This is a genomic window from Paraburkholderia fungorum, from assembly GCF_902833645.1.
Lineage (GTDB): Bacteria > Pseudomonadota > Gammaproteobacteria > Burkholderiales > Burkholderiaceae > Paraburkholderia > Paraburkholderia fungorum.
On sequence record NZ_CADFGE010000001.1, the window covers coordinates 953,514 to 972,314 of the forward strand.

The 18,801-nt window shown below is 62.7% G+C and carries 16 protein-coding genes; 15 read left to right on the forward strand and 1 reads right to left on the reverse strand.

What is annotated here, in order from left to right:
- Nucleotides 1-19 precede the first annotated feature (19 nt).
- The 4 genes from HWX91_RS04320 to HWX91_RS04335 all read left to right on the forward strand — a co-directional run bounded on the left by HWX91_RS04320 (nucleotide 20) and on the right by HWX91_RS04335 (nucleotide 4,314).
- Complete coding sequence (locus HWX91_RS04320; RefSeq protein ID WP_028198973.1) at nucleotides 20-826, forward strand: SPOR domain-containing protein; 807 nt, start codon at nucleotides 20-22, stop codon at nucleotides 824-826.
- A 183-nt stretch (nucleotides 827-1,009) separates the two neighbouring features.
- The gene (locus tag HWX91_RS04325; protein WP_028198972.1) at nucleotides 1,010-1,648 is read left to right on the forward strand and encodes a thiol:disulfide interchange protein DsbA/DsbL; all 639 of its coding nucleotides are present in this window, start codon (nucleotides 1,010-1,012) and stop codon (nucleotides 1,646-1,648) included.
- A gap of 15 nt (nucleotides 1,649-1,663) precedes the next feature.
- Nucleotides 1,664-2,437: an SDR family oxidoreductase gene (locus HWX91_RS04330; protein WP_028198971.1), complete on the forward strand. Its 774-nt coding sequence runs from the start codon at nucleotides 1,664-1,666 to the stop codon at nucleotides 2,435-2,437.
- A gap of 290 nt (nucleotides 2,438-2,727) precedes the next feature.
- Nucleotides 2,728-4,314: an ABC transporter substrate-binding protein gene (locus HWX91_RS04335; protein WP_028198970.1), complete on the forward strand. Its 1,587-nt coding sequence runs from the start codon at nucleotides 2,728-2,730 to the stop codon at nucleotides 4,312-4,314.
- A gap of 103 nt (nucleotides 4,315-4,417) precedes the next feature.
- Here HWX91_RS04335 and HWX91_RS04340 read toward each other — a convergent pair whose 3' ends face one another.
- Complete coding sequence (locus HWX91_RS04340) at nucleotides 4,418-5,488, reverse strand: MBL fold metallo-hydrolase (protein ID WP_028198969.1); 1,071 nt, start codon at nucleotides 5,486-5,488, stop codon at nucleotides 4,418-4,420.
- Between the two features lie 188 nt (nucleotides 5,489-5,676).
- Between HWX91_RS04340 and HWX91_RS04345 the strand changes: the two genes are divergently transcribed.
- The 11 genes from HWX91_RS04345 (at nucleotide 5,677) to bioD (ending at nucleotide 18,798) form a co-directional block, all read left to right on the forward strand.
- On the forward strand, nucleotides 5,677-6,081 hold the full coding sequence (locus HWX91_RS04345) for a MerR family transcriptional regulator (protein WP_028198968.1): 405 nt from the start codon (nucleotides 5,677-5,679) through the stop codon (nucleotides 6,079-6,081).
- 22 nt (nucleotides 6,082-6,103) lie between these two features.
- Nucleotides 6,104-7,933, forward strand: coding sequence for a bifunctional isocitrate dehydrogenase kinase/phosphatase (gene aceK, locus HWX91_RS04350; protein WP_028198967.1), 1,830 nt, complete (start codon nucleotides 6,104-6,106; stop codon nucleotides 7,931-7,933).
- A gap of 98 nt (nucleotides 7,934-8,031) precedes the next feature.
- A complete protein-coding gene (gene can, locus HWX91_RS04355) occupies nucleotides 8,032-8,823 on the forward strand; it encodes a carbonate dehydratase (RefSeq protein WP_028198966.1) in 792 nt (263 codons plus the stop codon).
- Nucleotides 8,801-10,009, forward strand: a complete 1,209-nt coding sequence (locus tag HWX91_RS04360) for an acetyl-CoA C-acetyltransferase (protein WP_028198965.1) — start codon at nucleotides 8,801-8,803, stop codon at nucleotides 10,007-10,009. Before can ends, HWX91_RS04360 begins: the two co-directional genes overlap by 23 nt.
- A 39-nt stretch (nucleotides 10,010-10,048) precedes the next feature.
- Nucleotides 10,049-10,726, forward strand: a complete 678-nt coding sequence (locus HWX91_RS04365) for an SDR family oxidoreductase (RefSeq protein ID WP_028198964.1) — start codon at nucleotides 10,049-10,051, stop codon at nucleotides 10,724-10,726.
- A gap of 36 nt (nucleotides 10,727-10,762) precedes the next feature.
- Nucleotides 10,763-11,893, forward strand: coding sequence for an acyl-CoA dehydrogenase family protein (locus HWX91_RS04370; protein WP_028198963.1), 1,131 nt, complete (start codon nucleotides 10,763-10,765; stop codon nucleotides 11,891-11,893).
- A gap of 7 nt (nucleotides 11,894-11,900) precedes the next feature.
- Entirely contained in the window at nucleotides 11,901-12,350 is a 450-nt protein-coding gene (locus HWX91_RS04375) for a YchJ family protein (RefSeq protein WP_028198962.1), read from the forward strand.
- 585 nt (nucleotides 12,351-12,935) lie between these two features.
- Nucleotides 12,936-14,198, forward strand: coding sequence for a dienelactone hydrolase family protein (locus HWX91_RS04380; protein WP_028198961.1), 1,263 nt, complete (start codon nucleotides 12,936-12,938; stop codon nucleotides 14,196-14,198).
- Nucleotides 14,199-15,503: 1,305 nt separating this feature from the next.
- Nucleotides 15,504-16,886, forward strand: coding sequence for an adenosylmethionine--8-amino-7-oxononanoate transaminase (gene bioA, locus HWX91_RS04385; RefSeq protein WP_102857468.1), 1,383 nt, complete (start codon nucleotides 15,504-15,506; stop codon nucleotides 16,884-16,886).
- Complete coding sequence (gene bioF / locus HWX91_RS04390) at nucleotides 16,886-18,070, forward strand: 8-amino-7-oxononanoate synthase (protein WP_028198959.1); 1,185 nt, start codon at nucleotides 16,886-16,888, stop codon at nucleotides 18,068-18,070. The genes bioA and bioF overlap by 1 nt, the downstream gene beginning before the upstream one ends.
- Nucleotides 18,067-18,798 carry a dethiobiotin synthase gene (gene bioD, locus HWX91_RS04395; RefSeq protein WP_028198958.1) on the forward strand — a complete coding sequence of 244 codons (732 nt, stop codon included), beginning with the start codon at nucleotides 18,067-18,069 and terminating at the stop codon, nucleotides 18,796-18,798. Before bioF ends, bioD begins: the two co-directional genes overlap by 4 nt.
- Nucleotides 18,799-18,801: the final 3 nt, after the last annotated feature.

Genomic DNA, 18,801 nt, shown 5'->3' on the forward strand with positions numbered 1-18,801 from the left:
GGCCGTTCCAGGATTCTTTTTGCAGGTGATTCATACGATGGCAAAACCACGCCGCACAACAAAGCAATCGCAATCGAAACAAACCGGGGGGACCTTTCTCGGTATCGTGCTGGGCCTGATCGTCGGTCTCGCGATCGCGGTGGTGGTGGCGCTGTATATCACCCGCGCACCTACGCCGTTTGTCTCGAAGGTCGCGCCGCCCGCGGCGCCCGACACCGGTGCAAGCCAGGCACAGCAATACGACCCGAACCGTCCGCTGCAAGGCAAGACGCCGGGCCAGCCGGTGCCGCAAGCCGCGCAGCCGGCACCGCCGAACACCGCCCCGGGCCAGACCAATTCGCAAACGCAGTCCGGCATGCTGGAAGAACCGCAGATCGTCGAAGTGCCGCCGTCGGCTGACAACGCGAATGGCACGGCAGTCGCGCCGAAACCCGCGCAGGACAACGGCACGGCCACTACAACGGCGAAGAAACCGCAAGGCTCCAGCGCACCGGCCGCCACCGCGGCAGGCTCGGCGCCGAAGAGCACGGTTGCCAACGCCAAGCCCGGTTCAGGCGCGGCGCCGGCACCGGCGCCGGGCGATGCGAATACGGGCTACTTCCTGCAAGTGGGCGCCTACAAGACCTCGGCCGACGCCGAGCAGCAACGTGCGCGTCTCGCCTTCCAGGGCTTCGAGTCAAAGGTCACGCAGCGCGATGCCGGCGGCGTCACTTACTACCGTGTGCGGATCGGCCCGTTCTCGAAGTTTGAAGACATGAATTCGAGCCGTCAGCGTCTGTCCGACGCGGGCGTGGATACCGCCGTCATCCGCTTTACGAAACAATAAGCAGGCAATCAATAAACGGCGATTTTTGCCGGAACGCGCCGCACGCCGAACTCCCGGCGTGCGGCGCGTGTCACAAGCACAATCGACAAACACAACGGACTAGAACGTCTGAGCCGACAATGAAAACGGTGACGGGCATTTGCGTGGCGCCACCGCTTTATCGCCTACTTGGGTCAACACAACATGAAAAAACTGCTGAGCATTCTGTTCCTCTCGCTGGGCCTGGTTGCCGCCACGGCGCATGCATCGCCGGCCGCGCCGGTGTCCGGCAAGGACTACACCGTGCTGGCCACGCCGCAGCCTACGGACGTGCCGGCCGGCAAGATCGAAGTCACCGAATTCTTCTGGTACGGCTGCCCGCACTGCAATGAATTCGACCCCTACCTCGAGGCCTGGATCAAGAAGCAAGGTCCGGACGTCGTGTTCAAGCGCGTGCCGGTCGCCTTCCGCGACGACTTCATTCCGCACTCGAAAATGTTCCACGCGCTGGACGCGCTCGGCCTCGCGCAGCAGCTCACGCCGAAAGTCTTCAATGAAATTCACGTCAACAAGGACTACCTGCTGACGCCGGAAGACCAGGCCAAGTTCCTCGCCAAGAACGGCGTCGATCCGAAGAAGTACATGGACGCGTACAACTCGTTCTCGACGCAAAGCGCTTTGCAGAAGGACAAGAAGCTGATGGACGACTACAAGATCGACGGCGTGCCGACGCTGGCCGTGCAGGGCAAGTATGAAACCGGTCCGGCGGCGACCAACAGCCTGCCGGGCACGATTCAGGTGCTCGACTACCTGGTGCAGCAGATTCGCGCCAAGAAGATGTAAAGCCGAGGCGCCGGAATGAGCTCACCCCTGAAGGTTTTCATTACCGGCGCCTCGAGTGGCATCGGCCTCGCGCTCGCCGCCGAATATGCGCGGCGCGGCGCGATTCTCGGCCTGGTTGCCCGCCGCGGCGACGCGCTCGCCGCTTTCCAGCAGTCTCATCCGCAGAATTCCATCTCCACTTATTCCGTCGACGTGCGCGACGCCGAGGCGCTCGCTGAAGCGGCCGCACAGTTCATCGCGCAGCATGGTTTGCCGGACATCGTGATCGCCAATGCCGGCATCAGCCGCGGCGCGGTCACCGGGCACGGCGACCTGCGCACCTTCCGCGAAGTGATGGATATCAACTACTTCGGCATGGTCGCCACCTTCGAGCCGTTCGCCGCCGCCATGGTGGCCGCGAAGAAAGGTACGCTGGTCGGCATTGCCAGCGTGGCCGGAGTGCGGGGCTTGCCGGGCTCGGGTGCGTACAGCGCGTCGAAATCGGCGGCGCTCAAGTATCTGGAAGCGCTGCGCGTCGAGATGCGCCCTCTGGGCGTCGGCGTGGTCACCATCGCGCCCGGCTATATCCGCACGCCGATGACCGAGCACAACCCGTACGCCATGCCGTTCCTGATGGACGCCGAGCGCTTCGCCATGAAGGCCGCGGGTGCAATCGAGCGGCAAACGTCCTTCGCGGTGTTCCCGTGGCAGATGCGCATTGCGGCCATGCTGTTGCATGTGCTGCCGCGCTGGCTCTACGATCGCGCGTTCGAACGTGCGCCACGCAAGCCCCGCGCCGTCACCGAATAAATCGAGCACATTGCGTCGATATCGACGAAAACGCGCGCGGCGCTTCCTGTGCGCTGACGCCGGCATCCGCTATCCATATGGATATGCGGATTAAATTGTTGTCGTCACAACCACCCTTCGATAAGCTTTCGCGAAGGCCAAAGCGCGCGTGGATGGCACCCGTCAAACCATGCGCAGGCGCCGGAAACGTATCACAATAAAGACGACGGCCAGACCGGTCGCCGCCCGTCAACGGAATACAACCACACAACCAGACGCACTGCCTGACTGCGCTTGTTATGGGAGATCCTATGCGCTTCAAACTGCTCGCAGCCGCCGTACTGTTCACGGCGCCCGCGCTCGTGCTCGCCAAACCGCTGACCGTCTGTACCGAATCGAGCCCTGACGGTTTCGATGTCGTGCAATTCAATTCGCTCGTCACGACCAATGCGTCGGCCGACGTGATCTTCAATTCGCTGGTCTCATACGACGAGGCCGCGAAGAAAGTTGTGCCTTCGCTGGCCGACAAGTGGGACGTGAGCGCCGATGGCCTCACCTACACGTTCCACCTGCGCCCGAACGTGCAGTTCCAGAGCACCGATTACTTCAAGCCCACCCGGCCGCTGAACGCCGACGACGTCGTCTTCACGTTCGACCGCATGCTCAACGACAGCAATCCGTGGCACAAGGTGGCGGGCGCGAGTGGCTTCCCGCACGCCCAATCAATGGGTTTGCCGAAGCTCATCAAGTCGATCAGCAAGGTTGACGACAACACGGTCAAGTTCGAGCTGAACGCCCCGGACGCGACCTTCGTGTCGATTCTGACGATGGGTTTCGCCTCGATCTATTCGGCCGAATACGCCGACCAGTTGCTCAAGGCCGGCAAACAGGTCGACCTGAATGCGAAGCCGATCGGCACCGGCCCGTTCGAGTTGAAGAGCTACACCAAAGACGCGGTGATCCGGTACGACGTGAACCCAACGTACTGGGGCCCGAAACCGAAGATCGATCGCCTGATCTACGCGATCACGCCGGACGCCACGGTGCGCGCGCAAAAGGTGAAAGCCGGCGAATGCCAGATCGCGCTGTCGCCGAAGCCGCAGGATCTCGCCGAAGCAAAGGGCGACAAGTCGCTCGCCATCGTCCAGACACCGGCCTTCATGACCGCCTTCGTCGCGCTGAACACGCAGAAGAAGCCGCTCGACAACCAGAAGGTGCGCGCCGCGCTGAACATGGCGTTCGACCGCACCACCTATCTGAAGGCGATCTTCGACAACACCGCGACGCCGGCCGTCAATCCGTATCCGCCGAACACGTGGAGCTACGACAAGTCCGTGAAGCCGTGGCCGTACGATCCGGTGAAGGCCAAGAAACTGCTCGCGGACGCGGGTTATCCGAACGGCTTCGAAACGACGATCTGGGTACGGCCGAACGGCAGCGTCCTGAACCCGAATCCGAAGGCTGGCGCCGAACTGTTGCAGGCCGACTTCGCGAAGATCGGCGTGAAGGCCGAGGTGAAGGTGATCGAATGGGGCGAATTGATCAAGCAGGCGAAGCAAGGTCAGCATGACACGCTGTTCATGGGCTGGGCCGGCGACAACGGCGATCCGGACAACTATCTGTCGCCGCTCTTCAGTTGCAACGCGGTTAAGTCGGGTATCAACTTTGCGCGCTTCTGCGATCAGGATCTGGACAAGCTGATCGCCGACGGCAAGGCAACGCCCGATCAGGCCAAACGCGCGAAGGCGTATGAACAGGCGCAACAGATCATCCATGACCAGGCGCTGTGGATTCCGCTGGGTTACCCGACGGCAGCGGCCATCACGCGCACGAATGTGAGCGGCTATCACGTCAGTCCGTTCGGACGGCAGAACTTCGGCGCGGTGGCCGTGCAGTAAGCTTGCGTCACGCCGCTGTAAAGAAAAGCCCCGCTTCAAAGAAAAGCCCGATTGTCATTCGCAATCGGGCTTTTTTTATCGACGTGTCAGTCTGCCGACGCGATCACGCCGAGAACCGGATCACTCCATCGGCATCCTGCGTGCGCTTCAACTCGCCCGCGAACCATAGCAGATGCAAGTGCGCCAGCGCCTCGCCCATTGCGAACGTCATCTGATGGATGTCGAGTTGGCGCTTGAACATCAGCGGCACGATGTCCGCGGCGCTCCGCGGCTTCTCCGCACAGGCCTCGCGCACTTCAGCCAGACGCGCGTCGTGGTGCTCACGCAATTGCCTGATGCGCGTACGCACGCCACGGAACGGCTTGCCATGCGACGGCAGCACGAGCGTGTCTTCGGGCATCGTCTCGTAGCGGCCGAGCGATTCCAGATACAGCGCGAGCGGCGTGCTTTCCGGCTCCATGGCGAACACCGAAACGTTCGTCGAGATACGCGGCAGCACCATGTCGCCGGAAATCAGCGTGCCGGTCTCTTCGCAATACAGCGCGCAATGTTCCGGCGAATGGCCGAAGCCGGTCACTACCCGCCACGTCTTGCCGCCGATCTGCACACCGTCGGCTTCACGCAAACGGCGATATTGATCGGGAATCGCCGGCACGAGACTCGCGTAGTAGCTCGTGCGATTGCGCAGCTTCTCGAGCGACGCCTGATCGTTCAGACCATGCCGCGCGAAATGCTCCGCCGCGGCGTCGCCGCCCGCGTTCGACCCGTCGCCGGCCGCCATCACGCGGGCCTGCATGTATTCGCCCAGCGTCGTCCACAGGCGCACATTCCAGCGCTTCTTGTCGCCGCCGCCGCAGATCCAGTGTGCGAGGCCAATGTGATCCGGGTGGCAATGCGTGACGATCACGCGCAGCACCGGCAGGCCGTCGAGCACGGAGTCGAACACCTTCTCCCAATTCTCCCTGATCGCATCCGATGCAATGCCGCAGTCGACGACCGTCCAGCCACGCTGACCGTCGATTTCATCGCGTAGCAGCCACAGATTGATGTGATCGAGGGCGAACGGCAACGGCATGCGCAGCCAGAACACGCCGGGCGCGACTTCCATCGCATGGCCCGCTTCGGGCATGGTGTCGTTGAACGGGTAGTCGAGTTGATGTTCGAGTGCATTCATTGGGCTTGTCTTCCTCCGTCGGCCGTCCGGCATGGCGAGGTATGCGATGCCGCACAGCGTGGTTGCGGCCCGGCCGGGACAGTCCGGTGCCGTATTGCTCTCTAGTTGCGTTTCGATCAGGTTGACGATAACGTAAACGTCGATTCTATCGTTCAATCCGATTTTCTGCCCGGACACGGGACGCCCCGATGAACACGCAATACACGATCACCGAGCTCGCGCGAGAATTCGACGTCACGCCCCGAGCGATCCGCTTCTATGAAGACCAGGGTTTACTCTCGCCCAGCCGCGAGGGTTCGAGCGGCTTGCGGCGCGTTTATTCGGGTCGCGACCGAACCCGTCTGAAACTCACGCTGCGCGGCAAGCGGCTTGGCTTCACGCTGTCGGAAATCCGCGATCTGCTCGACGTTTACGAATCACCGACCGACACCGTGCCGCAATTGCACGCCTTCCTTGCGACGGTGTCGCGCCATCGCGATGTGCTCGAACGCCAACTTGAAGATCTGAACGCGACGCTCGAAGACCTCGCACAATACGAAGCCCAGGCGCGTGCGCTGCTGGAAAGCGGCACACGCGGAACCCAGTCTGCGTAAGCCGCGACCAGGCGAATTCGACATGAATCACTTCCCCAAACTGCTGTCGTCCCAGATCGGCTTTGACGTCGCCCAGACGATGCTCGAAGGGTTTGATCGGCACTACCGGATTTTCCGCGACGCGGCGATTCATGCCAAAACGCTGTTCGAGGCGGCCGACTGGCACGGTCTGCAAACCCTGGCGCGAGAGCGCATTACCTCATATGACGATCGCGTCGAGGAATGCGTCGAGTTGCTCGAAGACGAATACGACGCCGAGAATATCGACAGCGAAGTGTGGCAGCAGATCAAGCTCCACTACATCGGTCTGCTGACCACGCACCGTCAGCCCGAGTGCGCGGAGACGTTCTTCAATTCGGTGTGCTGCAAGATCCTGCACCGTTCGTATTTCAACAACGACTTCATTTTCGTGCGCCCGGCGATTTCGACCGAGTACATCGAGAACGACGAACCGGCGGCAAAGCCGACTTATCGTGCGTATTACCCCGGCAAGGACGGCCTCGCTGCGACGCTCGAACGCATCGTCACCAACTTCCAGCTGGAGCCGCCGTTCGAGGATCTGACACGCGACGTCCAGTGCGTCATGCAAACGATCCACGACGCGTTCGGCGTGTTCGACGAAGCGGCCAACTTTCAGATTCACGTGCTCTCGTCGCTGTTCTACCGGAACAAGTCGGCATACATCATCGGTCGGATCATCAACGGCGATCTGCTGTTGCCGTTCGCCGTGCCGCTGCGCCACGTGAAACCCGGTGTGCTTGCGCTCGATACGGTGCTGCTCAAACGCGATCAGTTGCTGATCATCTTCAGCTTCTCGCACTCGTACTTCCTGGTGGACATGGAAGTGCCCTCGGCTTACGTCGAATTTCTCTGCACGATCATGCCGGGCAAACCGAAAGCGGAAATTTACACGTCGGTGGGCTTGCAGAAGCAGGGCAAGAATCTGTTCTATCGCGATCTGCTGCACCACCTGAAGCATTCGAGCGACTCGTTCATCATTGCGCCCGGCATCAAGGGGCTCGTGATGCTGGTGTTCACGCTGCCCTCGTTTCCGTATGTCTTCAAGCTGATCAAAGACCATTTTCCGCCGCCCAAGGAAACCACGCGCGAGAAGATCAAGGGAAAGTATCAGCTCGTCAAACGGCACGACCGGCTGGGCCGCATGGCCGACACGCTCGAATACTCGAGCGTGGCGCTGCCCATTTCCCGGCTCGACGAAGCGCTGATACGCGAACTCGAGAAGGAAGTGCCGTCCCTGATCGAACACGATGGCGACAACCTCGTGATTCGCCATCTATATATCGAGCGCCGGATGGTGCCGCTCAATCTGTTCCTGCAGAACGGCAGCGACGAGGACGTCGACCACGGCATCAAGGAATACGGCAACGCGATCAAGGAATTGATGCAGGCGAACATCTTCCCAGGCGACATGCTGTACAAGAACTTCGGCGTGACCCGCCACGGCCGCGTCGTGTTCTACGACTACGATGAAATCGAATACCTGACTGACTGCAACGTGCGCGCGGTGCCGGCGCCGCGTAACGAGGAAGACGAAATGTCGGGCGAGCCGTGGTACTCGGTCGGCCCGCACGACATTTTCCCGGAGACATACGGCACGTTTTTACTCGGCGACCCACGCGTGCGCCGATCCTTCATGCAGCACCACGCGGACTTTTTCGATCCTGCGCTATGGCAACGGCACAAGGATCATCTTCTGAAAGGCGAACTGCCCGACTTTTTCCCGTACGACAGCAGTGTGCGTTTCTGCATCCGCTATCCGGAACGATTCGCCGATACGGCGTCCGGACACGCGGAGAATCCGGCAGACGAACGCCCAGCGCGGGTGGCTTGAGCCCGGCGCGTCTATCGCGTCTCACGTGCCGCCCGCATCGTCCGAACCTTATACGACATCGACCGGTCAATCGGTCGAGCAACCGCCCAGACTCATCCATGAATACGAACGCTTCTCCCGCTGCCAATCCGCTCGCTCACCTGTTCGACAACAACGACGCGTGGGTGGCCCGCAAGCTGTCCGAAGATCCCGAGTACTTCTCGCGCCTCGCGCATCAGCAGACCCCCGAATATCTGTGGATCGGCTGTTCCGATTCGCGTGTGCCGGCCAATCAGATCATCGGCCTGCCGCCTGGCGAAGTGTTCGTGCACAGAAATATCGCCAACGTGGTGGTGCATACGGATCTGAACTGCCTGTCGGTCATCCAGTTCGCCGTCGATCTGCTGAAGGTCAAGCACATCATGGTGGTGGGCCACTATGGCTGCTCGGGTGTCGCCGCAGCGCTGCATGGCCGGCGCGTGGGCCTCGCGGATAACTGGCTGCATCACGTGCAGGACGTGCGCACCAAGCATGCCGCGCTGATCGAAGAGTGGCCGATCGGCGAGGCGCGGCATCGGCGCCTCGTCGAACTGAACGCGATCGAGCAGGTGATGAACGTATGCCGGACCACCATCGTCAACGACGCATGGGCACGCGGCCAGGAACTCGCCGTGCATGGCTGGGTGTATGGCGTACACGACGGCAAGGTTCGCAACCTGGGGATGACCGTCAACGACCCGGCGGCGCTCGATGCAACGTACAGGAACTGCCTCGCCGCGGTATCGGCCGGTGGCGCGTACAAGGAAGACAGCGACATGGCTGCCGCCGACGCGGCCCAGCTCGGTGCCGTGCCGGCGATTGTCGAAGGTGTGATCGAGGAACTCAAACATGAAGGAGGCAAACATGAGTGATACAAAAGCTGATCCGATCGTGATCGTCGGTGTGGCCCGCACGCCCATGGCGGCATTTCAGGGCGATTTCGCTTCGCTCACCGCGCCGCAACTGGGCTCGGTGGCGATCGAGGCCGCCGTGCAACGCGCGGGCCTGAAGCCGGAGCAGATCGACGAAGTAGTCATGGGCTGCGTGCTGCCCGCCGGCCAGGGCCAGGCGCCAGCGCGTCAGGCCGCGCTCGGTGCGGGCTTGCCGCTCGCCACCGGCAGCACCACGGTCAACAAGATGTGCGGTTCCGGCATGCGCGCGGCGATGTTCGCGCATGACATGCTGGCCGCCGGCTCGGTCGACGTGATCGTCGCGGGCGGCATGGAGAGCATGACCAACGCACCTTACCTGTTGCCGAAAGCGCGTAACGGCATGCGCATGGGCCACGGCCAGGTGATCGACCACATGTTCTACGACGGTCTCGAAGACGCGTATGAAAAAGGCCGTTTGATGGGCACCTTCGCCGAAGAATGCGCGGCGTCGTTCGACTTCACGCGCGAAGCGCAGGACGCGTTCGCCGTCGAGTCCCTGAACCGGGCGAAGCGCGCGAATGAAGACGGTTCGTTCACGTGGGAAATCGCGCCGGTGAAGGTGGAAAGCCGCAAGGGTGACGTGACCATCGACCACGACGAGCAGCCGTTCAAAGCGAACCTCGACAAAATCCCAACGCTCAAGCCCGCGTTCAGCAAAACCGGCACGGTCACGGCGGCGAACTCATCGTCGATTTCCGACGGTGCGGCAGCGCTCGTGATGATGCGCGAATCGACCGCGAAACGTCTCGGTGTCGAGCCGCTTGCTCGCGTGGTCGGCCACGCCACCTTCGCGCAGGAACCGGCCAAGTTCACCACCGCGCCGGTCGGTGCGATTCGCAAGCTGTTCGAGAAGAACGGCTGGCGCGCCGACGAGGTGGATCTGTACGAAATCAACGAAGCCTTCGCGGTGGTCACGATGGCGGCGATGAAGGAACACCGTCTGCCGCACGACAAGGTCAACGTGAACGGCGGCGCCTGCGCGCTCGGCCACCCGATCGGCGCATCGGGCGCGCGGATTCTCGTCACGCTGATCGGCGCGTTGAGACAGCGCGGCGGCAAGCGCGGCGTCGCGACGCTGTGCATCGGCGGCGGCGAAGCGACCGCGATGGGTATCGAACTGGTTTGACGCGCCGTTTGCCGGCGTTCTGAAGCTTGAGGTGATTCGATGAAGACAGTGTTGATCGTGGGTGCGTCGCGCGGCATCGGTCAGGAGTTTGTGCGGCAATACAGGAAAAGCGGCTGGCGCGTACTCGCCACCGCGCGCGACGGCGCCGCGCTCGACGCGCTGAAAATGCTCGGCGCCGAGACCTTCTCACTCGACGTCACCGAGCCCGAGGAAATCGCCGCGCTCGGCTGGCGGCTCGACGGCGAACGGCTCGACGTGGCGGTCGTGGTGTCGGGCGTGTTCGGCCCGCACACCGAGGACATCGAAACCATCACGGCTGAAGACTTCGATCTGGTCATGCACACCAATGTGCGTGGTCCGATGCAACTGATGCCGATCCTGCTGCCGCTCGTCGAAGAAGCCGGCGGCGTGTTCGCGGTGATTTCGAGCAAGATGGGCAGCATCAGCGACGCAAGCGGCACGACTGGCTGGCTGTATCGGGCGAGTAAGGCGGCGCTCAACGACGCGCTGAAAGTCGCCTCGCTCACTACCACACGCGCCACGTGTATTTCGCTGCACCCGGGTTGGGTGCGCACCGACATGGGCGGCGCGCAGGCGGCGATCGATCCTGCGCGCAGCGTGACCGGCATGCGCGAAGTGCTCGCACAGGCGGCCGCCGCGCACGACGCGTTCAACGGCCGCTTCTATCAATATGACGGCACGGCGCTCGACTGGTGAGAAGACACCTGGAGAGACTAAAAAGGAGACCGAGCCATGGTGCTTGATCAGGATCACCAGATGATCCGCGACGCGGTACGCACGTTCGTCCGCGAAGCGGTCACCCCGCACGCGGCGCAATGGGACCGCGAGCGTATTTTTCCGAAAGAGGTGCATCGCCAGCTCGCCGAACTCGGCGCGTACGGCGTGCTGGTGCCCGAGGCTTATGGCGGCGCCGGCATGGACGCGCTGGCGCTCGCGCTGATCCTCGAAGAAATCGCGGCCGGCGACGGCGGTACCTCGACCGCGATTTCCGTCAACAATTGCCCGGTGTGCAGCATTCTGCTGACCTATGGCAACGACGCGCAGAAACGCGATTGGCTCACGCCGCTCGCGCGCGGTGAGATGCTCGGCGCGTTTTGCCTGACTGAACCGCAAGCGGGCTCGGATGCATCCGCGTTGCGCACCACCGCGACACGCGATGGCGACAGCTACGTGCTGAACGGTGTCAAACAGTTCATCACGAGCGGCAAGAACGGCGATGTTGCGATCGTCATGGCCGTGACCGACAAGGCGGCGGGCAAGCGCGGCATCAGCGCGTTTATCGTGCCGACCGATACGAAAGGATACGTCGTCACACGAGTCGAGGAAAAGCTCGGCCAGCATTCGTCAGACACGGCGCAGATTATTTTTGAGGACTGCCGCGTACCGGCCGCGAATCTGATTGGCGCGGAAGGCGAAGGCTATCGGATTGCGCTATCGGGGCTCGAAGGCGGACGGATCGGAATCGCGGCGCAGAGCGTCGGGATGGCGCGTGCCGCGTTCGAGGCGGCATTGGGCTACGCGAAGGAACGCGAGAGCTTTGGCCAGCCGCTGTTCTCGCACCAGGCCGTGCAGTTCCGTCTCGCCGATATGGCGACGCAACTCGAAGCCGCCCGCCAGTTGATCTGGCACGCGGCGTCGCTAAAGGACGCAGGCCAGCCGTGTCTGACCGAGGCCGCGATGGCGAAGCTGTTCGCCTCGGAAGCCGCCGAGCGCATCTGCTCGGCGGCCTTGCAGATCCATGGCGGCTACGGTTATCTGAACGACTTCCCGGTCGAGCGCATCTACCGCGATGTGCGCGTGTGCCAGATTTACGAAGGCACCAGTGACATCCAGAAAATCCTGATCGCGCGCGGTCTTGCCTGAACGTCTGATGATCAAGCCATTGTTGTCGATGCAACGACCTTCCGACTGCCCATGCGGCGGCGCCGCGCCCGATCAGCGCAGCGGCGCCAAACCGCCCCGCTTCGCGCAATGTTGCGGCCGCTATATCGATGGCGGCGAAACCGCGCCGCGCGCGCTCGAACTGATGCGCTCGCGTTACAGCGCATATGTTGTGGGCGCAACGGATTACCTGCGGGCGACCTGGGCACCGCACACCTGCCCCGCGGAACTCGACGCCGACCCTGCTGCCCCCGACGCACCGCGTTGGCTCGGACTGCAGATCAAGGCCTTCACCGAAACCGACACCCAGCATGCAACCGTTGAATTCGTCGCACGATACAAGGTCGGCGGCCGCGCTCACCGGCTGCACGAACTGAGCCGCTTTGTCCGCGGCGACGACGGACGCTGGCGCTATGTCGACGGTGACGTCAATGAATAAGCCGCGCCTTACCTGCCCTTACACGAGGCAATGACGCAGAGAGCGTCGTGATTACATGTGGCCCTCTAACGAGGGCTTTTTTTCGTGTTGGCCCGACGCCACAGCGCGTATGTTGCAGCACATTACTTCGCACAGCCACGCAGCGTCCGCGAGGCGGCTTTGCTGCGCCGCCAAGGCGAAAGGACCCTGCTCCGCAGACGGCAATTTTTGCGCCACGGGTTCTCCTTGATTGCACAAAACAAAATTGTCGTGCCAGGATGGGGCCGTAGGTTTGTGACGTCACATTGCGAGAACAGGTGCATACCGAATCCGCAAAATGCGCAGGCTCCGGCCGATAGCCCACCAGTAAGGGTTCGACGGCGGTTTCAGGCGGCATGTGTGGCGCTCATCATCGGCGCGTGGGGTCGCGTCAGCCGTTTGGGTTCATCCCGTGCGATCTCGATCAGCGTGCGTGCGCATAGCGCACTACGTACGCGAGTGTGTTTTTGTTTGTCGAAAACGCCGATGAAAGGCAACTGTCAGCGATGACATTCGACGGACAAGGCATCACGGTGTTCTGGGCAGGTTTTTGAGGCAGGTGCGTCAATGGTGTTCAGCAAGGTTCTGACGAAGTGTGCGGTGACGTGTGCAACGGCGATATGCGCTGTCGCGCTCGCGCATGCCGACCCGCTTGACGACACCCAGGCAGGGCCTCTCACCCGCGCGCACGTGCCGCGCATCGCGCTCGACGACGACGTCTATTTGCCCACCGCCGGTCTCAACGAACAGATCATCCGCGTGCCGGTCGACGCTGCCGGCAGCATCACGCTCGAAACGACGATCTACAAGCCGGACGGCCCGGGTCCGTTTCCGATGATCGTTTTCAATCACGGCAAGATTCCTGGCGACCCGCGCACGCAGGAGCGCAGCGACCCGCTGCCGTTCGCGCGTGAATTCGTGCGTCGCGGCTATGTGGTGGTGGCGCCGAACCGCCAGGGCTTCGGCCATTCCGGCGGCACTTATCAGCAGGACGGTTGCGACGTCGAGCGCAACGGTATCGACCAGGCTGGCGACGTCGCCGCGACGATCAACTACATGTCGAAGCAGCCTTACGTTGACGCCACGCACATCGTGGTGGCCGGCACTTCGCACGGCGGTCTGGCGACGATCGCTTACGGGCCTGACGCTGCACCGGGCGTGCGGGCGCTGATCAATTTCTCGGGTGGTTTGCGGCAGGACGCATGCGCTGACTGGCAGGGCAACCTGACGCGCGCGTTCGGCGCGTATGGCGAGAAAACGAAGGTGCCTTCGCTGTGGTTGTACGGCGATAACGATTCGGTGTGGACCGCGCCGCTGGTGGCCGGCATGTACGCCGCGTATGCCGCGCACGGTGCGAGCGCGAAGATGGTGGATTTCGGCAACTACAAGAATGACGCGCATCGGCTCGTGGGCGATCGTGATGGCGTGCATGTGTGGTGGCCTGCGGTCGAGGCTTTCCTTGCCAGGGTGGGGATGCCTACCGGCGTGCAGTATCGCGTGGCGGATCCTTCCATGCCTAAGGCGAGTGGGTTTGCTGCTGTCGATGCGGTCGACTCTGTGCCGTATGTCGATGAAGCTGGCCGGAATGGGTATCGGAATTTCCTGCATCAGTATCCTAGTCGGGCTTTTGCTGTGTCGGATACCGGTGCGTGGTCGTGGGCCGAAGGGGGCGATGATCCGATGACGGTGGCGATTGCTAATTGCCAGAAGCAGAGTTCGGCGCCATGCCGGTTGTATGCGGTTAATAACTCCGTTGTTTGGGGAGGGGCTGGGTCTTCGCAGACGGCGGATTCTGCTGGTGGGCAGGGGGCTATTGCTAGCCGGAATTGAGGGTTAAGAGGTGGGGCCTGCTCGGCCGGTTTGTTGTTGATCTGGATTTTGGGCGTTTGCCTTGCTGTGTTTGTGGTTTGTTTTGGCGTTGCCTTTCTGGTCTTTTGGCCTTTCCTTGCTGTGTTAGTGGTCTATTAGCGTTGCCCCTGTGCGGGGCGGCACTTACTTTCTTTGCCGCCGCAAAGAAAGTAAGCAAAGAAAGCGGCTTCACACCGCAAGCTCATAAGCGGGTCCCCCGCGCAACCACGGTAGTGGTGCATCTGGAATCTGTCGCCTCGCACACTCCGCCTCAGTGACAAGGCAGTCATACCTCCGGCGGCGCTGCGCGCGCCGATACCCGGCTCATAAAACCGGCCGCCGGATTTTCGCTTCCGCGGTTTGCTCCGTTCCCTGACTCGTCTTTGCGTCGCTGCGATCAAGCTGTGGTTTGCTTCTCCCGTTTGCCCCATTTCGTGATTCGCCGTTGCATCGCTGCCACCGCGATGTCGCTTCGCTCTCGCGTTTGCCCCCCTCCCTGACTCACCGTCGCTTCTGCTGTAAGCACAACCGCGGCAGCTATCGCGATCGCACCGCGAATGCGACGCACGACATTTCCTTTGAAGCGGGTTCACCAATCAGAGCGGGAGCGCCGGGCCGAGGCGAAGCCGAAGGCTCCCGCTGCGCCGAGCGAAGCCGCTGGTTTCCCTGGCAGCCCCGTCCGCGACGCACGCAGTGCGGAGTGGGAGCTGATGAGTCCTTTGTCAACGGCGCGGAGTGCGCGAGGGCACGGATTCCAGATGCACCACTACCGCTACTGTGCGGGGGACCCGCTTAAGAATTAGCGGTGTGAGCCGCTTTCTTTTGCCTACTTTTCTTTGCGGCAGGCAAAGAAAAGTAGGTGCCGCCCCGCACAGGGGCAACGCTAATAGACCACTAACAATTCAAGGAAAGGCCAAAAAGACCAAAAGACCAACACCAGAACAAACCACGAAAACAGCAAACAAACCCCAAAACCCAGACCAACAACCAAACCGCCAAACAGCCAAAAACCCGCCGATCAGCCACAACCCACCCCATTTCCCGCCCACAAGGACCCACTACTTTGCCGTCGTCAACTCCGCCGATCGGCAACCTTCTGAGCGAAACAGAAACCACCTGCACGGAACAGCCCCCAACCCCAGCGCCGCAGGCAAAAAACCACCCCGAACCCCTAGTGCACAGCGCGAAATAAACAGCTAATCTCGACCCCGCACGCCATCGCAAGGCCGCGCGCAGCGCCAGAAAAAACCGCCGCGCGACTGAAAAGGCCCTAAAAAAAAGCCCGCCATGCAACGGCAAAAAAGCACCTCGGAGTACCCTTTGGAAAACTCAGCATCTCCTGAAGACTGGATTACCCGCAGCCTGCGTGCCGTCTGGCACCCCTGCACCCAGATGAAGCACCATGAACGCCTGCCGCTCATCCCGGTTGCGCGCGGCCAGGGCGCGTGGCTCTACGACCGCGCAAACAACCGCTATCTGGACGCGATCAGCTCCTGGTGGGTCAACCTGTTCGGGCACGCGAATCCGCGCATCAACGCAGCCCTCAAAGATCAGCTCGATACGCTCGAACACGCCATGCTCGCCGGCTGCACACACGAGCCCGCCATCGAACTCGCGGAGCGCCTCGGCGCGCTCACCGGCAACACGCTCGGCCACGCGTTCTTTGCATCCGACGGCGCATCGGCCGTCGAGATCGCATTGAAGATGAGCTTCCACTCGTGGCGCAATCGCGGCTTCGCCGACAAGCAGGAATTCGTCTGCGTCGCCAACAGCTATCACGGCGAAACCATCGGCGCGCTCGGCGTCACCGACGTCGCACTCTTCAAGGACGCCTACGATCCGCTGATCCGCAACGCACACGTCGTCGCGTCGCCCGATGCGCGCTTCGCGCAGCCAGGCGAAAGCGCAGCCGACGTCGCACGCCACGCACTCGATCAGGTCCGGTCGCTGTTCGAAGCCCGCGCCACGAAAATCGCCGCGCTGATCGTCGAGCCGCTGGTGCAATGCGCGGCCGGCATGGCCGTGCACGATCCGTCGTATATCGCCGGCTTGCGCGCGCTCTGCGATCAGTACGGGGTGCATCTGATCGCGGATGAAATCGCAGTCGGCTGCGGACGCACAGGCACCTTCTTCGCATGCGAACAGGCCGGCATCTGGCCGGACTTCCTGTGCCTGTCGAAAGGCATCAGCGGTGGCTATCTGCCACTCTCGATCGTGCTGTCGCGCGATGAAATTTTCGAAGCCTTCTATCACGACGATACCGCCCGCGGTTTCCTGCACTCGCATTCGTACACGGGCAATCCGCTCGCGTGCCGCGCGGCGCTCGCCACGCTCGATCTGTTCGCGAGCGACAACGTACTCGCCGTCAACGCGCAGAAATCGGCGAAGCTGAGGGCCGCGCTCGCGCCGCTAGCCGAACACCCGCACGTGCGCAATCTGCGTCAGTGCGGCACGATCTTCGCGTTCGACGCCGCAATCGACGATGCTCAGCAAGCCAAAACATTCTCGCGCCGTTTCTTCGAAAACGCGTTGCGGCGTGAACTGCTGCTGCGCCCGATTTCGACGACGGTGTATCTGATGCCCCCCTACATCCTGGACGACGAAGAAATCGCGCTGCTCGCCTCGCGCACACGCGAAACCTTCGAAGCCACGCTTGCGGAGACCCGCTAATGCATCTGCTCGACACACTCACCGAAGGCCTCAAGGAGATCGACGCGCGCGGTCTGCGTCGTCGTCGCCGCACGGCAGACACACCGTGCGCCGCGCACATGACGGTCGACGGCCGCGCAATCATCGGCTTCGCCAGTAACGACTATCTCGGCCTCGCCGCACATCCGCAACTGATCGCGGCCATCGCCGAGGGTGCACAACGCTACGGCGCAGGCAGCGGCGGTTCGCATCTGCTAGGCGGCCACTCGCGCGCCCATGCGCAACTGGAAGACGATCTGGCCGAGTTCGCCGGCGGCTTCGTCGACAACGCACGCGCGCTCTACTTCAGCACCGGCTACATGGCGAATCTCGCGACGCTCACCGCGCTCGCGGGGCGCGGCACGACACTCTTCTCGGATGCGCTGAATCACGCGTCGCTGATCGACGGCGCGCGCCTGTCACGCGCCGACGTGCAGATCTATCCGCACTGCGACACGGATGCTCTGAGCGCGATGCTCGACGCGTCGGATGCGGACGTCAAAGTCATCGTCTCCGATACCGTGTTCAGCATGGACGGCGATATCGCCCCGCTCGCCCGTTTGCTCGAACTCGCGGAACAGCACGGCGCATGGCTGATCGTCGACGATGCGCACGGTTTCGGCGTGCTCGGCCCGCAAGGTCGCGGCGCGATCGCCCAGGCCGCGTTGCGCTCGCCGAATCTGATTTCGATCGGCACGCTCGGCAAGGCGGCGGGCGTATCCGGCGCATTCGTCGCCGCGCATGAGACCGTGATCGAATGGCTCGTGCAGCGCGCGCGTCCGTATATCTTCACGACCGCGTCGGTGCCTGCTGCGGCGCATGCGGTGTCGGCGAGTCTGCGGATCATCGGTGGCGAAGAAGGTGACGCGCGGCGCGCCCATCTCCAGCAACTGATCGAGCGCACACGCGCGATGCTGAAGGCCACGCCGTGGCTGCCGGTCGATTCGCATACCGCCGTGCAGCCGCTGATCATCGGCGCGAACGACGCGACGCTCGATATCGCGGCCACGCTCGATCGCGCGGGTCTCTGGGTGCCGGCGATCCGTCCGCCGACCGTGCCCGTAGGTACGTCGCGGCTACGCATTTCGCTTTCCGCCGCGCACTCCCAAGCAGATCTGGACCGCCTCGAAGCGGGCTTGCAACAACTCGAAGCGAAGGCGGCATGAGTAAGTCGAATCAAAGTGCACTGTCGCTCTTCGTCACCGGCACCGATACGGAAATCGGCAAGACCTTCGTGTCCGCGGCACTCCTGCGCGGTTTCGTTCGCGAGGGCCTGCAAGCCGCCGCGATGAAGCCGATTGCCGCGGGCGCGTTCGAAGTGAACGGTGTATTGCATAACGAAGACGCGGATCAACTGGACGCCGCGTCGAGCGTCCTGCTGCCGCCGGCGCTTCGCACGCCGTATCTGCTGAAAGAACCCGCGGCGCCGCATATCGCCGCCGCGCTGGAAAACATCACGTTCGATCTCGACCACATCGTCGCTTGCCATCGGCAGGCTGTGCAGCAGGCGGACGTCGTCGTGGTCGAAGGCGTCGGCGGTTTTCGCGTGCCGCTGACCGCCACGCAAGACACCGCCGATCTCGCCGTCGCGCTGAAACTGCCGGTCGTGCTGGTGGTCGGCATGCGCCTCGGCTGCATCAACCACGCGCTGCTCACCGCCGAAGCGATCGCCGCGCGCGGGTTGACACTCGCCGGCTGGGTGGCGAATCGCGTCGATCCGGCCATGACGTTCCCCGACGAAAACATCGCCTCGATTCGCGAGCATCTGGCGCGCGAACACGACGCGCCCCTGCTCGGCATCGTGCCGCATTTGAGCCCGGCGTCGCCCGAGCTCGCGGCGGATCAACTCGACATCAACCGGCTCCTGCAGACGCTGCGCCACGCGCAGCGCTGAAAA

Bases quoted from the DNA above. Each gene is read 5' to 3' on its own strand.
- HWX91_RS04380 (WP_028198961.1), top strand. From the start codon at position 12,936: ATGGTGTTCAGCAAGGTTCTGACGAAGTGTGCGGTGACGTGTGCAACG.
- HWX91_RS04365 (WP_028198964.1), top strand. From the start codon at position 10,049: ATGAAGACAGTGTTGATCGTGGGTGCGTCGCGCGGCATCGGTCAGGAG.
- HWX91_RS04325 (WP_028198972.1), top strand. From the start codon at position 1,010: ATGAAAAAACTGCTGAGCATTCTGTTCCTCTCGCTGGGCCTGGTTGCC.
- bioA (WP_102857468.1), top strand. From the start codon at position 15,504: ATGCAACGGCAAAAAAGCACCTCGGAGTACCCTTTGGAAAACTCAGCA.
- aceK (WP_028198967.1), top strand. From the start codon at position 6,104: ATGAATCACTTCCCCAAACTGCTGTCGTCCCAGATCGGCTTTGACGTC.
- HWX91_RS04340 (WP_028198969.1), bottom strand. From the start codon at position 5,488: ATGAATGCACTCGAACATCAACTCGACTACCCGTTCAACGACACCATG.
- bioF (WP_028198959.1), top strand. From the start codon at position 16,886: ATGCATCTGCTCGACACACTCACCGAAGGCCTCAAGGAGATCGACGCG.
- HWX91_RS04335 (WP_028198970.1), top strand. From the start codon at position 2,728: ATGCGCTTCAAACTGCTCGCAGCCGCCGTACTGTTCACGGCGCCCGCG.
- can (WP_028198966.1), top strand. From the start codon at position 8,032: ATGAATACGAACGCTTCTCCCGCTGCCAATCCGCTCGCTCACCTGTTC.
- HWX91_RS04345 (WP_028198968.1), top strand. From the start codon at position 5,677: ATGAACACGCAATACACGATCACCGAGCTCGCGCGAGAATTCGACGTC.
- HWX91_RS04360 (WP_028198965.1), top strand. From the start codon at position 8,801: ATGAAGGAGGCAAACATGAGTGATACAAAAGCTGATCCGATCGTGATC.
- HWX91_RS04375 (WP_028198962.1), top strand. From the start codon at position 11,901: ATGATCAAGCCATTGTTGTCGATGCAACGACCTTCCGACTGCCCATGC.
- bioD (WP_028198958.1), top strand. From the start codon at position 18,067: ATGAGTAAGTCGAATCAAAGTGCACTGTCGCTCTTCGTCACCGGCACC.
- HWX91_RS04330 (WP_028198971.1), top strand. From the start codon at position 1,664: ATGAGCTCACCCCTGAAGGTTTTCATTACCGGCGCCTCGAGTGGCATC.
- HWX91_RS04370 (WP_028198963.1), top strand. From the start codon at position 10,763: ATGGTGCTTGATCAGGATCACCAGATGATCCGCGACGCGGTACGCACG.